The sequence below is a fragment of the Sphingopyxis sp. P1IMeth2 genome, assembly GCF_900185685.1.
Taxonomy (GTDB): domain Bacteria; phylum Pseudomonadota; class Alphaproteobacteria; order Sphingomonadales; family Sphingomonadaceae; genus Sphingopyxis; species Sphingopyxis terrae_A.
Map to the genome: position 1 here is coordinate 226147 of NZ_FYAT01000013.1, position 14792 is coordinate 240938.

The window sequence follows — 14792 nt, forward strand, 5'->3', positions numbered from 1 at the left end:
GGGGGCTAATCGACGCTTGGGCCTTGCTTTTCGCGGGCAAGCCGTCTAACGGCCCGCCCATTCCACATGGAAGGCGCACATACCGGTGCCGGGATGATTCTCTAGCGGATCGCTCGGTTCTTGCCTTTCAGAGGACTAACCGGAAGGAGAAAGACTATGGCGGCTCCTGTCGTCACGATGCAGAATCTTATCGAAGCTGGCGCCCACTTCGGCCACCAGACCCACCGTTGGAACCCGCGCATGAAGCCGTATATCTTCGGCGCGCGCAACGGCATCCACATCCTCGACCTGTCGCAGACCGTGCCGCTCTTCGCGCGTGCGCTCGACTTCATCTCGTCGACCTCGGCCGCCGGCGGCAAGGTGCTGTTCGTCGGTACCAAGCGCCAGGCGCAGGGCCCGATCGCCGATGCGGCCCGCGCTTCGGGTCAGCACTTCGTCAACCACCGCTGGTTGGGCGGCATGCTCACCAACTGGAAGACGATCTCTAACTCGATCAAGCGCCTCAAGTCGCTCGAAGAACAGCTTTCGGGCGACACCTCGGGTCTGACCAAGAAGGAAGTGCTCAACAAGACCCGCGAACGCGACAAGCTCGAGCTCAGCCTCGGCGGCATCCGCGACATGGGTGGCATTCCCGACGTGATGTTCGTGATCGACGCGAACAAGGAAGAGCTGGCGATCAAGGAAGCCAACGTCCTTGGGATCCCGGTCGTCGCGATCCTCGATTCGAACGTCTCGCCCGATGGCATCGCTTTCCCCGTTCCGGCGAACGACGATGCGGCGCGCGCGATCCGTCTTTACTGCGAAGCGGTTGCCCAGGCGGCGACCCGCGGCGGCCAGCAGGCCCGCGCCGATCGCGGCGAAGATCTGGGTGCGGCGGTCGAACCCGTTGCCGAGCCCGTGCTGACCGAGGACGAACAGGTCCCGGCCGAAGCGGCTGCCGAAACCGAGCGCCAGGCCGACGCCTGAGCCCGTGCGGCATGACGGGGCGGCGCGCCGACCGGCGGTCGCCCCTGTCATCCCTTTGACTTATCGCCCCGCCATGCGCGCGGGCGTCCCGCGGGTCCAATTGCGCCCGCCCTTTTGAAAGGAACATCCGATGGCTGAAATTACGGCCGCTCTCGTCAAGGAACTGCGCGACCGCACCGGCGCAGGCATGATGGACTGCAAGAAGGCGCTTGCCGAAAACAACGGCGACATCGAAGCGTCGATCGACTGGCTGCGCACCAAGGGCCTCGCCGCCGCGGCCAAGAAGGCCGGCCGCGTCGCTGCCGAAGGTCTGGTCGGCGTTGCCGCGGACGGCACCAAGGGCGCCGTCGTCGAAGTCAACAGCGAAACCGATTTCGTTGCCAAGAACGAACAGTTCCAGGCGTTCGTTCGCGACGTGACGCAGGTCGCGCTCGCCGAAGGCATCACCGACATCGAAACGCTCGCCGCTGCCGGCTACCCGACGGGCGGCACGGTCGCCGAACAGCTCACCAACAATATCGCCACGATCGGCGAGAATCAGTCGCTGCGCCGCGCCGAGATCCTGTCGGTGAACTCGGGCGTCGTGACCGGATATGTCCACAACGCCGCGGCGCCGGGCATGGGCAAGATCGGCGTGCTCGTCGCGCTCGAATCGACCGCTGGCGCCGATGTTCTCGAACCGCTGGCCAAGCAGCTTGCGATGCATGTCGCCGCCGCCAACCCGCTGGCGCTGAACGGCGACGATCTCGACGCCGATCTCGTCGCGCGTGAACGGGCGATCGCGGAAGAAAAGGCGGCCCAGTCGGGCAAACCGGCCGAGATCGTCGCGAAGATGGTCGATGGTTCGATCGCCAAGTTCCGCAAGGAAAATGCGCTGCTGTCGCAGCTCTTCGTGATGGACGGCAAGACGCCGGTCGCCGAAGTCGTCGCCGCTGCGGGCAAGGACGTCGGCGCGACGATCACGCTGACCGGCTTCATCCGCTTCCAGCTCGGTGAAGGCATCGAGAAGGAAGAGAGCGACTTCGCCGCCGAAGTTGCCGCCGCCGCGGGCGTCTAAAAGCAGAACCGGATTGCTGCGCCTGGGGCGCCGCAGTCCGCTTGGCAATGGCGCGCACTCTCTCTAGGGTGCGCGCCATTCGCATATTACGAGTTTGCAAGAGGTTCCCCCCGACATGGCATTGCCCGGCATGAAACGCATCCTGCTCAAATTGTCGGGCGAGGCGCTGATGGGGCCGACGCCCTTCGGGATCGATCCCGAAACGGTCGCGAGCATGGCGGCCGAGGTCAAGGAAGCGAAGGATCGCGGCCTCGAACTCTGCCTCGTCATTGGCGGCGGCAATATCTTTCGCGGCATGGCGGGGGCGGCGAAGGGCATGGACCGCGCGCAGGCCGACTATATGGGCATGCTGGCGACGGTGATGAACGCGCTTGCCATGCAGAATGCGCTCGAGCAGCTCGGCGTCCAGACCCGCGTCCAGTCGGCGATCGAGATGGACAAGGTGTGCGAACCGGTGATCCGCCGCCGCGCCGAACGCCACCTCGAAAAGGGCCGCGTCGTCATCTTTGCCGCGGGCGTCGGTGCACCCTATTTCACGACCGACAGCGGCGCGGCGCTGCGCGCGGCGGAAATGAAATGCGATGCGCTGCTGAAAGGCACCAGCGTCGATGGCGTCTATAACGCTGATCCGAAACAGGATCCGAGCGCGGTGCGCTACGACAGCCTGAGTTATGACCGTGTCCTCGCCGACAATCTGAAGGTGATGGACGCGAGCGCGGTGGCCTTGTGCCGCGACAATAATATTCCGATCGTCGTGTTCAACATTCGCGAAGCCGGAAATCTGGCGCGGGTGCTGGCCGGCGAGGGCGTCGCCACCGTGGTCGGCGGCGCGGCCTGAAACGATCAAGAGAGGAAAGACAGATGGCGAAATATGACAAGGCCGACCTGGAACGCCGCATGCACGGCGCGGTCGAATCGCTGAAGCACGACCTTGCGGGGCTGCGCACCGGTCGCGCCAATTCGGCGCTGCTCGATCCGGTGACGGTCGAGGTCTACGGCAGCCATATGCCGCTCAACCAGGTCGCCTCGGTCAGCGCGCCCGAACCGCGGATGCTGGCGGTGCAGGTGTGGGACAAGTCGAACGTCGGCCCGGTGGACAAGGCGATCCGCTCGGCCGGGCTCGGCCTCAACCCGATCGTCGATGGTCAGCTTCTCCGCCTGCCGATCCCCGAAATGACGCAGGAACGCCGCAAGGAATTGTCGAAGCTTGCCGGGCAATATGCCGAAAAGGCGCGCGTCGCCGCCCGCAATGTCCGCCGCGACGGCATGGACAATCTGAAGCAGGACGAGGCGAAGAAGGAAATCAGCGAGGACGAGCGCAAGCGCGCCGAAACCGAAGTGCAGAAGCTGACCGACGCGACGATCGCCGAAATCGATGCGGCGGCGGCGGCGAAGGAAAAGGAAATTCTGGGCTAGTGCTCCTCCGCGCTGCCCTCTCGGCCGTTTGGGCTGAGCCTGTCGAAGCCCCGTCCTTTTCTTGCCCAGGAAAGAACGGCCCGTCGACAAGCTCAGGGCGAACGGAGTCTTAGGCTTTTCCGGTGTCCGAAACGCATCACGATGCCCGCCATGTCGCCATCATCATGGATGGCAACGGCCGCTGGGCCAAGAAGCGCCACCTGCCGCGCATCGCCGGTCATCGCGCGGGGGTTGAGGCGGTGCGTACGATTGTGCGCGCGGCCGGCGACCTGGGGATCGAAGCGCTGACCCTCTACGCCTTTTCGTCCGAAAACTGGAAGCGGCCGGAGGACGAGGTCAGCGATCTGATGGGCCTGCTCAAGCGCTTCATCGTCAGCGATATCGACGAATTTGCCGCCAATGACGTGCGGCTCAAGATCATCGGCGATTGGCGCGCGCTCGCGCCCGATGTCGTCGCACTGATCGAGGATGCGATCGCGCGCACCGCGCATAACCGGCGCACCACGCTGGCGGTCGCGCTCAATTATGGCGCGCAGGACGAACTGGTGCGGGCAGCGAAGGCCGCCGCGGCGGAAGGCGAGATCAGCGCCGAGACGATCGCGGCGCATCTCGACACCGCCGACATGCCGCCGCTCGACCTGTTGATCCGCACGTCGGGCGAAGTGCGGCTGTCGAATTTCCTGCTGTGGCAGGCGGCTTATGCCGAGCTCTATTTCACCGATCGGCTATGGCCCGATTTCAAACCCGCCGACCTCAAGGCGGCGCTCGATCATTTTGCGGCGCGCGAGCGCCGTTTCGGAGGATTATAAGGCATGGCGGGCGCAGCGAAGTCGGATCTGTGGGTGCGCATCGGGTCGGCGATCATCCTGTTCGCGATCGCCGGCACCGCGCTGTGGTTCGGCGGCATCGCCTTCGGCCTGCTGCTGCTCGTCGGCGGCGCGCTGCTGCTGGTCGAATGGTTCCAGCTCGTCCGCGCGATGGGGCTCGGCAGCGGCGGCAAGGCGGCCTTCTCGGCGCTCGGATTGCTGCTCGTCATCGGTGCGATCGGCGGGCTCTGGTATATCCGGCAGAATCTGGGAATGACGGCGGCGCTGTGGGTGTTCGGCATGGTCTGGGCGACCGACATCGGCGCCTATTTTGCCGGACGCGCCTTTGGCGGCGCGCGGCTCGCGCCGACGATCAGCCCTTCGAAAACCTGGTCGGGGCTCGTCGGCGGCATGATCGCGGCGCTGATTGCCAGCGCGACGATCGGTGACCGCGGCCAGATTATCGGTGTCCCGCTGTGGATCGGCCTGTTCATGGGCCTCCTCGCGCAGCTCGGCGACCTTGGCGAAAGCTGGATGAAACGCCGCGCCGGGGTCAAGGATTCGGGCAAGCTGATTCCGGGGCATGGCGGCATTTTCGACCGCGTCGACGGCCTGCTGCCGGTCGCGCTCATTCTCGGTGCGCTCGCCGTCGCGGGCCAGATCGCGGTCCGGGCGGCCGGCTGACATGCGCCGCCTCTCGGTCTTTGGCGCAACGGGTTCGGTCGGGCAATCGGCCCTCGACCTCGTACGCCGCGACCGCGACGCGTGGCAGATCGTCGTGCTCAGCGCCAACAGCGACGTTGCCGAACTGGCGCGTCTGGCGCGCGAGTTCACCCCCGAAGTCGCCGTGATCGGCGATCCCGCGCGTCATGACGAACTCAAGACGGCGCTGGCGGACACGCATATCGGCGTGGCGGCGGGCGCCGACGCATTGGTCGACGCTGCGCGGTTGCCGGCCGATCTCGTACTCGCCGCGATTGTCGGTACCGCCGGGCTCGCGCCTACGATGGCGGCGATCGAAGCCGGGTGCGACGTGGCGCTCGCGAACAAGGAATCGCTGGTGTCGGCGGGCGAGTTGATGATCGCGGCGGCGCAGCGGTCCGGCGCGACGATCCTGCCGGTCGATTCCGAACATAATGCGATTTTTCAGTGCCTGGCGGGCGGGCGCCTTGATCAGGTGCGACGCATCATTCTGACCGCGAGCGGCGGCCCGTTCCGCACCATGTCGGCCGAGGCGATGGCGCGCGTCACCCCGGCGCAGGCGGTCGCGCATCCCAATTGGTCGATGGGCGCCAAGATCAGCGTCGATTCGGCGACGATGATGAACAAGGGCCTCGAACTGATCGAGGCGCATCATCTCTTTCCCGTCGGCCTCGACCGGATCGAAATCCTCGTTCACCCGCAATCGGTGATCCACAGCCTCGTCGAATATGTCGATTGTTCGACGCTGGCGCAGCTTGGATCGCCCGATATGCGCATTCCGATCGCGAGCGCGCTCGCCTGGCCGCAGCGTATGGCGACGCCGTGCGCGCCGCTCGATCTTGCCGCCATCGCGCGGCTCGATTTCGAAGCGCCCGACGAAGCACGCTTCCCGGCAACGGCGCTCTGCCGCGCCGCGATCGCCGAGGGCGGCGCGCGGCCCGCGCAGCTCAACGCCGCCAACGAGGTGGCGGTCGCCGCTTTCCTTGCAGGGCGGATATCCTTTCCGGCAATCATCGACACGGTAAAGCGCGTCCTCGATGCCGATGCGCCCGCCGTGCCGGGCGCGCTTCAGGACATATTCAGCGTCGACGCGACATCCCGCGCGGTCGCGCAGCATTTTGTGGACCAACTCGAACATGCTTGAGTCGCCCGGTTTCCTGTTCACCATTCTTGCGTTTCTGGTCGTGCTCGGCCCGCTCGTGTTCGTGCACGAATATGGCCATTACATCGTCGGCCGCTGGTGCGGCGTGAAAGCCGACACCTTTTCGATCGGTTTCGGGCGCAAGATCCTCGGCTGGACCGACAAGCGCGGCACAGAATGGAAGATCTGCTGGCTGCCGCTCGGCGGCTATGTCCAGTTCGCGGGCGACCGTGATGCGGTGAGCCAGCCCGACGCCAACTGGCAAAACATGCCCGCCGAAGAACGCTCGCACAGCTTTCCCGCGCAGCCGGTCTGGAAACGCGCTCTCATCGTGCTCGCGGGGCCGGTGACCAACTTCCTGTTCGCCATCGCGATCTTTGCCGCCTTCAACATGGCCTATGGCGTCCCGACGACGCCCCCCGTCGTCGGCGCGGTGGAGCCGGGCAGCGCGGCCGAAGCCGCCGATCTGCGGGTCGGCGACCGGATCGTGGCGATCAACGGCGGCGCGATCGAGAAATTCGACGACATTCCGATGGCGGTGGCCTTCGACCTTGGCAAACCCGCCGAGCTTGCGATCCAGCGCGGCGGCGAACGCATCGATGTGCTGCTGCGGCCGCGCGTCATCACCGAAACCGATCGCTTCGGCAACAAGGGCGAACGCGCGGTGATCGGCATCCGGTCGGGCGAGATTGCCTTGGAACCTGTCAATCCGGTCGCGGCCGTTCAGGCTGGCGCGTCCCAGACCTGGGGTATCGTGCGGTTGACCGGGGATATATTGGGGCAATTCCTCACCGGGCAGCGGTCGGTCAAGGAAATGGGCGGCCCGCTCAAGATCGCGAAACAATCGGGCGAGATGGCGACGCTGGGGCTTTCCAGCCTGATCTTCTTCGTCGCTTTCGTTTCCATCAATCTGGGGTTCATAAATCTGTTGCCATTGCCCATGCTCGATGGTGGCCATCTGCTTTTCTACGGCTATGAAGCAATTCGGCGGCGGCCGGCACCGCCGCAGGCGCAGGAGTGGGCGTTCAGATTCGGTTTTGCGGTGATCGTGACGTTGATGCTGGTCGTGACTTTCAACGATTTGGGCTCAATTGGCGTTTGGGACAGGATCGCCCGCTTGATTGGATAGCCAGACTAAGGCAGGGAGAGCGCGCACTTGGGCCGGAGCGGGGCCTGGGCGCAGGGATACGGATTTTTGCGGGATGAACGGTGTGGCTTCACAGAAATTTTCGGCACGGACGCGACTGACCGCGGTGCTTATGACCGGGTCGATGCTGGCGTGGCCGGTTGCGGCGCTGGCGCAAGTCACCCCGCCGCCCGTGACATCGACGCTGCCCGTTCCGCCGACCGAGGCGGCGCCGACCGCGGCGACGATCAAGACGATCACCGTCGTTGGCAACCAGCGGCTCGAGGCGCAGACGATCCTCTCCTATCTGCGCCTGCGCGTGGGGCAGCCCTATGACCGTTCGGTGCTCGACCAGGCGCTCAAGGATCTGGCGTCGACCGAATTGTTCAAGGATTATCAGATCAGCGACGACAATGGCGCGCTGACGATCCAGGTGACGGAAAACCCCGTCATCAACCGCGTCATCCTCGAAGGCAACAAGCGGCTGAAGGAAGACAAGATCCGGCCCGAGATCAAGCTTGCGCCGCGGCAGATTTTCACCCGCTCGAAGGTCCGCGCCGATGTCGCGCGCATCATCGAACTCTACAAGCGGCAGGGCCGCTTCGCCGCGACCGTCGATCCCAAGATGGTCCAGCTCGACCAGAACCGCGTCGATGTGGTGTTCGAGATCGACGAAGGGCCGAAGTCGAAGGTCCGCCAGATCAACATCATCGGCAACGAACAGTTCAGCGACGGCGAACTGCGCGGCGAAATGGCGACGAAGCAGGCCAGCCTCGGCAATCTCCTGTCGTCGAACACGACCTACGATCCCGATCGTCTGGCCTATGACCAGCAGAAGCTGCGCCTCTTCTATCTCCAGCACGGCTATGCCGACTTCCGCGTGATTTCGGCGGTGGCGGAGCTGACCAGCAACAAGCAGGACTTCATCATCACCTATGTGGTGGAAGAAGGCGAGCGCTACAAATTCGGCGACATCGACGTGAAGAGCCAGCTGCGCGACTTCAAGCCGGAGACGCTGAAGCGCCTGCTGCCGATGAAGACGGGCGACTGGTACGACGCCAAGCTTGTGGAAGATACGGTGGAAAGCCTGAGCGAAACCGCCGGCCTCTTCGGCTATGCCTTCGCCGACATCAATCCCGAATTCCGCCGCGATCCCGAAACGCGGACGATGGCGATCACTTTCGACGTCGGCGAAAGTCCGCGCACCTATGTCGAGCGTATCGACGTCAACGGCAACACGCTGACGCATGACAAGGTGGTGCGCCGCGAGTTTCGCCTCAACGAAGGCGACGCCTTCAACAGCTTCGGCGTCAAGCGCACCGAGAACCGCCTGAACAGCCTTGGCTATTTCCAGGACAAGCTGGAGATCGAGCGCAAGGAAGGCTCGACTCCAGATCGCATCATCCTCGAAACGAATGTTGAGGAAAAGCCAACGGGCGAATTGTCGCTTTCCGCTGGTTTCTCGTCGATCGAGAATTTTCTGCTCCAGGCGTCGATCCGCCAGCGCAACTTCCGCGGTCTCGGCCAGCAGCTTCAGGCATCGGTCAATTATTCGAGCTATTCGAAGTCGGTAGAACTTGGTTTCACCGAGCCTTATTTGTTCGACCGCAACATCTCGCTTGGCGGCAGCATCTATCGCCGCGACCTCAACTCGTTCAACTTCATCAACAACAACCGCCAGACGACCTTCCAGCAGATTACGACGGGCTTCCAGGTCAATATGGGTGTTCCGCTTACCGAATTCATGTCGGTGTTCGGCCGCTACAGCCTCAATCTCGACGATGTGACGCTCGACAAGAATCTCTATTATTTCGGGGGCAATTGCGACCCGCTGGTCGCCGGCCGCTATCTTTGCGACGCGATCGGCAAGCGCACGACGTCGCTCGTAGGATACACCATCGCCTATGACGATCGCGACAACCGCCTGCGCCCGACGCGCGGTCAGTCCTTCACGCTCGGACAGGATTTTGCCGGCCTCGGCGGCAGTGTTCGGTATGTCCGGACGACCGCGACGGCGAGCAAGCATTTCAACCTCGGCAGCAAGTTCATCCTGAACATCTCAGCCGAAGGCGGCTATATCTATCCCCTTGGCGATGCTCCGTCGCCGACCAGCGACAAGGTGCGTTTGACCGACCGCTTTTTCCTTGGCGAACCGCAACTGCGCGGCTTCGACATCCGCGGCGTCGGCCCCCGCGTCGTGCGCTACGGCAATGTCGATCTGACCGATCCCATGAACCCGATCCTCGACACGTCGGACAATGCCCGCGTCGACGACGCCCTGGGCGGACGCGCCTATTACAAGGGGCGGTTCGAGGTCGATATTCCGCTCGGCAGCGGCGCCAAGGAGCTCGGCCTTCGCCCGTCGGTATTCCTCGACTTCGGGTCGGTCTGGGGCGTTAAGCGCCCGACGCTGACAACGCTGGCCGATTTCAGAGACCCGGCCGATGGTATCACCAAATATCTTTGCCGTAATGCCTCGACCGGCGCGACGACATTTGCGAGTCAGACCGTCGTCACCGACACAACGACCGGTGTGGTGACGCCGACTGGGCAATATACCACTTGCGACGCCACCAACGGCTTCACGCCGCTGGCACCATTCGAGGAACGCTATCTGGGCGACAGCTGGAAACCGCGCGTCGCGATTGGCGCCGGCGTCAACTGGAACTCTCCGTTTGGTCCTTTCCGGATCGACTTCGCTTACGCCCTTCGCAAAGAAGAGGGTGACGATACGAAACGCTTCTCATTCAATGTAGGAACACAATTCTGATGAAGAAAATTATTGCCGCCTCGGCGCTCGCCATTGCCGCGCTTTCGGTTTCGCCGCTTCTGTCGGCTCCGGCCGTTGCACAGGCAAAATCGGTCGCGCTCGCCGACGTTCGCGTCGCGGCCTCGCGTTCGAACGCCTTCACCGTCGCATCGCAGCAGATCCAGACGACCTACAAGGCGCAGATCGACCAGCAGGAAACCCGCGGTCAGACGCTGCAGGCCGAACTGAACGTGCTGGTGGCCAAATATAATGAGGAAGCGAAGAAGACGCCGCAGAATCAGGCTGCGCTCCAGGCCGCTGCCAAGGCCGTGCAGGACAAGCGCCAGGCGGCTTCCGCCGAGCTTAACAAGATCGGCGAACCCGTCGACCTCGCGATCGCCTATGTCGAGGATCAGATCAGCGTTCGCATGAACGAGGCGATCCGCGCCGCGATGACCGCCAAGAAGGTCGACCTGCTGCTGCAGCCCGACGCCGTGCTGGCGCGTGACCCGAGCACCGACATCACCGATGCGGTCGTTACCGAACTTAACCGCATTCTGCCGAACGTGTCGATCACGCCGCCGGCGGGTTACAAGCCCGGCCAGCTCGTGCAGCAGAAGAACCAGCAGGCGATGGACCAGGCGCGCGCCGCCGCGGCTGCCCAGCCGGCCGCGTCGGGCGGCACGCCGCCGGTCACCCGCTAAGCGCGCATGACCGACAGTGACGACAAGACGATGGGTCCGGCGGATATCCGCCGGATCCTGAGTCTGCTTCCGCATCGTTACCCGATGCTGCTCGTCGACCGCGTCGAATCGATGGTCCGCGACACCAGCATCCATGCGGTGAAGGCGGTCACGATCAACGAGCCCTTTTTCCAGGGTCATTTTCCCGGCCGGCCGATCATGCCCGGTGTCCTCATTATCGAGGCACTGGCGCAGGCGGGCGGGGTGCTCGCGATCGAATCGCTGGGTCTCGCGGGGTCGGGCAAGCTTGTCTATTTCATGGGGATCGACGGGGTTAAGTTCCGCAAACCCGTGGAGCCGGGCCATCTGCTCGACCTGCACGTCACGATCCTGCAGGCCAAGCGGAACATCTGCAAGTTCGAAGGCCGGGCGATGCTGGGCGATCAACTGGCAACCGAATGCCAGTTCACCGCGATGATCGCCGACCCGCCCAGCGATTGAATGATACGCGCCCGCCCGGCAATACGGCGGGTTGCAATTCCTTCCGTTCGTCGTTAGGGGCAGCCGCTTCGCGGCCCCCTGCGGGGATCGTACCGACTCACGCCGCTGGTCGGAAACCAGCGGCACAGGAGCTTAAGACATGAAAAAAGACATCCATCCGGCCTATCACATGATCACGGTCAAGATGACCGACGGCACCGAATATCAGACGCGCTCGACCTGGGGCAGCGAAGGTGACGTGATGACGCTCGAAATCGACCCCACCGCGCACCCGGCGTGGACCGGCGGCAACCAGCGCCTGCTCGATCAGGGCGGCCAGGTCGCCAAGTTCAACAAGCGCTTCGGCGGCCTTACCCTCAAGCGCTGATCGACGTCACCCCCCGCCTTCGCAGGGGCGACGATCAGGTCAAGATTTTCGCGAGCGCGCTTTGCCAGCCGGCAAGGCGCGTTTTGCGTCGCGCGTCGGTCAGCGCCGGGATGAAGCGCGTCGCACGCCCGCGCATCGTCCCCGCGGCGGTGGCGAGATCGGGGTAGAGTCCCGCGCCGCAGGCCGCCAGCATCGCGGCGCCGAGGGCGGTACTTTCGACAAATTCGGGTCGCTCGACGATCAAGGCGAGCATGTCGGCCAGATCCTGCGCCATCCAGTCGTTCGCCGCCATGCCGCCGTCGATCCGCAGATCGGCCCAATCGACGCCATCGGCCGCGAAGGCGGCTTTCAGATCATGCGCCTGATAGGCTTGTGCTTCCAGCGCGGCGCGCGCGACATGCGCCTTGCCACTCGCGAAACTCAGCCCCGATATTGCAGCGAGCGCATCGGGTCGCCAGTGCGGCGCACCGAGTCCTGCAAGCGCGGGGACCAGATAAACACCGCCATTATCCGGAACCGAGCGGGCCAGCGCCTCGCTCTCGCCTGCGTTCGCGAGCAGGCCGAGGCCGTCACGGAGCCACTTTATCAGGCTTCCCGCCACGAATACCGATCCTTCGAGTGCATAGCTGCGGCGCCCGTTTTCCTGAACCAATATTGTCGCGAGCAGCCGGTTGGCCGAATGCGGCCGTTCCGTGCCGCTCGCCGACAGGATGAAGGCGCCGGTGCCGAAGGTTGCCTTGGTCTGGCCCGGAGCCAGACAGGCCTGGCCGATCGTTGCCGCCTGTTGGTCGCCCGCCATCCCCGCAATCGGGATCGCGCCGCCGAACAGCTCCGGGTCGGTGGTGCCGACCGTGGCAGTGCAATCGACGATTTCGGGCAGCAGTCGCATGGGAACGCCGAACAGGTCGCACAGGCCGCCGTCCCAGCCCTCATCGCCGTCGATCGCCATCAACAGCGTGCGTGAGGCATTGGTCGCGTCGGTCACATGCGCGCCGCCGGTCAGGCGATAGACGAGATAGGATTCGATCGTCCCGACGGCAAGCCGATCGCCCGCCTCGGCCAACTGCGGCCAGTTGCGCAGCGCCCAGCCGATCTTGCTGCCGGAAAAATAGGGATCGAGCAGCAAACCGCTCTTGGCCTGTACCACCGGTTCGTGACCGGCCTCCTTGAGCTTCGCGCAATCGGCGGCGGTCCGCCGATCCTGCCACACGATTGTGGGGGCGAGCGGCCGGCCGGTCGTCCGGTCCCAGAACACGATCGTTTCGCGTTGGTTGGTGATGCCGATCGCGGCAATATTGGCCGCGCCGCCCGCCTTGTCGATCATCGTGCGCGTGCACGCGAGGGTCGCCTGCCATATTTCCTCGGCGTCATGTTCGACGAGGCCGGGGCCCGGATAATGCTGGCGAAACTCGCGCTGCGCGCTGCCGAGCGGCGTGCCGCTCGCGTCGAAAAGCATGGCGCGGGTCGATGTCGTGCCTTCGTCGATGACGATAATCTTTTCCGGCATGGCGCTCCGGCTCTCCCCTTTATTCGGTCTTGCAGGATCAAGATCAGCACGAACCGGCGAGGGGGGCAATCCCGGCCCGAGTAATCATCTTGCAATTTCGCGTAATATTCGCCATATGCTTGTGCAGCGCAGCATGGCGGACTTCACCGCCGCAACCACCGGCAGCGTGATTTTCCCGCCCGAGGCGCCGTAAAGGCCGCCAGCGCGGGACGAGCCGGCACCGCGCTTTGTCCCTTGAGGCACCCTTTCACGCGGGTCGTTTCGAACCCGCGGCCGTGCGCCGTCCGTTCGATGCGAACGGGCGCTGTGCGCGTCGCCCATTGAGAGTATGTTATGACGAGTTTCAACGACTTTGGCCTGCACGCCGACATCAATCGCGCGCTTGCCGCCAAGGATTATACAACCCCGACCCCGATCCAGACGCAGGCGATCCCGCCGCTGATGAAGGGCCGCGATCTATGCGGCATCGCGCAGACGGGTACCGGCAAGACGGCCGGTTTCTCGCTGCCGTCGATCCACCATCTGCTGACCTATCCGCATCGCGCCAATCCGCGCGGCTGCCGCATGCTGGTGCTGGCGCCGACGCGCGAGCTCGCGGCGCAGATTGCGCAAAGCTGCCGCGACTATGGTCGTTTCACCAAGCTGCGCGTTTCGACCGTGTTTGGCGGCGTGCCGATCAACAAGCAGATCCGTGACCTCGCGCAGGGCGTCGATATTCTCGTCGCCACCCCGGGCCGCCTGCTCGACCTGATCGATCAGCGTGCGCTGCGCATGGACGATGTCGAAATCTTCGTTCTCGATGAAGCCGACCAGATGATGGACATGGGCTTCATCCATTCGCTGCGCCGCGTTGCCAAGCTGCTGCCGTCGCGGCGCCAGAATCTCTTCTTCTCGGCGACGATGCCGAAGGAGATTGCGGGCCTTGCCGATCAGTTCCTGAACGATCCGGTCACCGTGTCGGTCGCGCCGCAGGCGACGACTGCCGAAAAGATTCGCCAGCGCGTGACCTTCGTCGAGCAGAAGGAAAAGCAGGCGCTGCTCCATCATGTGCTGCGTAGCGAGGACATCGACCGCGCCCTGATCTTTACGCGCACGAAGCACGGCGCCGACCGCGTCGTCCGCCATTTGAAGGGCGCGGGCATCGAAGCCTTTGCGATCCACGGTAACAAGAGCCAGGCGCAGCGCACGACCGCGCTGCAGGCGTTCCGTTCGGGTCAGGTCCGATTGCTCGTCGCGACCGACATTGCAGCGCGCGGCATCGACGTGTCGGGGGTGAGCCATGTGATCAATTTCGAGATCCCGAACGTCCCCGAACAATATGTTCACCGCATCGGCCGCACCGCGCGCGCCGGGGCGGAGGGTGTTGCGATCAGCTTTGTCGCGCCTGACGAGCGCCCCTATCTGCGCGATATCGAACGCGTGACGCGGACCAAGGCCGAGCCGGCGAAGCTGCCCGACAATTTCGGCGAGATGGTTCGCAATCTGCCCAAGCCGGCACAGCCGCCGCGCGACACCGGCAGCAAGGGTCGTGACCCGCAGCGCCAGCGCGACGATGCGCAGCGCCGCAAGGGGCATGGCGAGGGCGGTTCGCGCGACGGCGGCCATCGCGGCCCGCGCCGCGAGGCAGCGGCCGGCGACGGCGCACAGCCGCAGCGCAAGCGTCGCTTTCGTCCGCGCGGCGGGGTCGGGGCGCACAAGGGATCGGTGAAGCGGGTCGGTTGACGCCCGCCCCCGGCACGCTAGGTTTGCGCGCGGGTCGAGGGGACGGACG

At 64.6% G+C, this 14792-nt stretch carries 14 protein-coding genes; 13 read left to right on the plus strand and 1 reads right to left on the minus strand.

All coding sequences use genetic code 11. The annotated features are described in order from the left end of the window. Window positions 1-156 precede the first annotated feature (156 nt). The 12 genes from rpsB to rpmE all read left to right on the plus strand — a co-directional run bounded on the left by rpsB (window position 157) and on the right by rpmE (window position 11514). Complete coding sequence (rpsB, locus tag P1IM2_RS12475) at window positions 157-966, plus strand: 30S ribosomal protein S2 (RefSeq protein WP_003040161.1); 810 nt, start codon at window positions 157-159, stop codon at window positions 964-966. A 130-nt stretch (window positions 967-1096) separates the two neighbouring features. Continuing rightward, window positions 1097-2023, plus strand: coding sequence for a translation elongation factor Ts (gene tsf, locus P1IM2_RS12480; protein WP_062900587.1), 927 nt, complete (start codon window positions 1097-1099; stop codon window positions 2021-2023). A 115-nt stretch (window positions 2024-2138) separates the two neighbouring features. Next, window positions 2139-2861 (plus strand): UMP kinase, encoded by a 723-nt coding sequence (gene pyrH / locus P1IM2_RS12485; RefSeq protein ID WP_186402654.1) that lies wholly within the window; start codon window positions 2139-2141, stop codon window positions 2859-2861. 23 nt (window positions 2862-2884) lie between these two features. Continuing rightward, window positions 2885-3439, plus strand: a complete 555-nt coding sequence (frr, locus tag P1IM2_RS12490; protein ID WP_003040152.1) for a ribosome recycling factor — start codon at window positions 2885-2887, stop codon at window positions 3437-3439. Between the two features lie 122 nt (window positions 3440-3561). After that, on the plus strand, window positions 3562-4248 hold the full coding sequence (gene uppS / locus P1IM2_RS12495; protein ID WP_082819790.1) for a polyprenyl diphosphate synthase: 687 nt from the start codon (window positions 3562-3564) through the stop codon (window positions 4246-4248). 3 nt (window positions 4249-4251) lie between these two features. Beyond that, on the plus strand, window positions 4252-4929 hold the full coding sequence (locus P1IM2_RS12500) for a phosphatidate cytidylyltransferase (protein WP_003040145.1): 678 nt from the start codon (window positions 4252-4254) through the stop codon (window positions 4927-4929). Between the two features lies 1 nt (window position 4930). Next, a complete protein-coding gene (locus P1IM2_RS12505) occupies window positions 4931-6091 on the plus strand; it encodes a 1-deoxy-D-xylulose-5-phosphate reductoisomerase (protein WP_186402655.1) in 1161 nt (386 codons plus the stop codon). Beyond that, window positions 6084-7217 (plus strand): RIP metalloprotease RseP, encoded by a 1134-nt coding sequence (rseP, locus tag P1IM2_RS12510; protein ID WP_186402656.1) that lies wholly within the window; start codon window positions 6084-6086, stop codon window positions 7215-7217. The genes P1IM2_RS12505 and rseP overlap by 8 nt, the downstream gene beginning before the upstream one ends. Before the next feature lie 73 nt (window positions 7218-7290). Then, window positions 7291-9984 carry an outer membrane protein assembly factor BamA gene (gene bamA, locus P1IM2_RS12515; RefSeq protein ID WP_062900583.1) on the plus strand — a complete coding sequence of 898 codons (2694 nt, stop codon included), beginning with the start codon at window positions 7291-7293 and terminating at the stop codon, window positions 9982-9984. Then, window positions 9984-10667, plus strand: coding sequence for an OmpH family outer membrane protein (locus P1IM2_RS12520; RefSeq protein ID WP_062900582.1), 684 nt, complete (start codon window positions 9984-9986; stop codon window positions 10665-10667). The genes bamA and P1IM2_RS12520 overlap by 1 nt, the downstream gene beginning before the upstream one ends. 6 nt (window positions 10668-10673) lie before the next feature. Continuing rightward, window positions 10674-11147, plus strand: a complete 474-nt coding sequence (gene fabZ / locus P1IM2_RS12525; RefSeq protein WP_186402657.1) for a 3-hydroxyacyl-ACP dehydratase FabZ — start codon at window positions 10674-10676, stop codon at window positions 11145-11147. A gap of 139 nt (window positions 11148-11286) precedes the next feature. Further along, window positions 11287-11514, plus strand: coding sequence for a 50S ribosomal protein L31 (gene rpmE / locus P1IM2_RS12530; RefSeq protein WP_003040127.1), 228 nt, complete (start codon window positions 11287-11289; stop codon window positions 11512-11514). A 34-nt stretch (window positions 11515-11548) separates the two neighbouring features. Here the strand turns inward: rpmE and P1IM2_RS12535 are convergent, their stop codons facing one another. After that, on the minus strand, window positions 11549-13021 hold the full coding sequence (locus P1IM2_RS12535) for a glycerol kinase (protein ID WP_186402658.1): 1473 nt from the start codon (window positions 13019-13021) through the stop codon (window positions 11549-11551). 333 nt (window positions 13022-13354) lie between these two features. On the opposite strand from P1IM2_RS12535, the gene P1IM2_RS12540 reads away from it, so the two are divergent. Then, window positions 13355-14743, plus strand: a complete 1389-nt coding sequence (locus tag P1IM2_RS12540) for a DEAD/DEAH box helicase (protein WP_062768744.1) — start codon at window positions 13355-13357, stop codon at window positions 14741-14743. The last annotated feature ends 49 nt before the right edge of the window (window positions 14744-14792 follow it).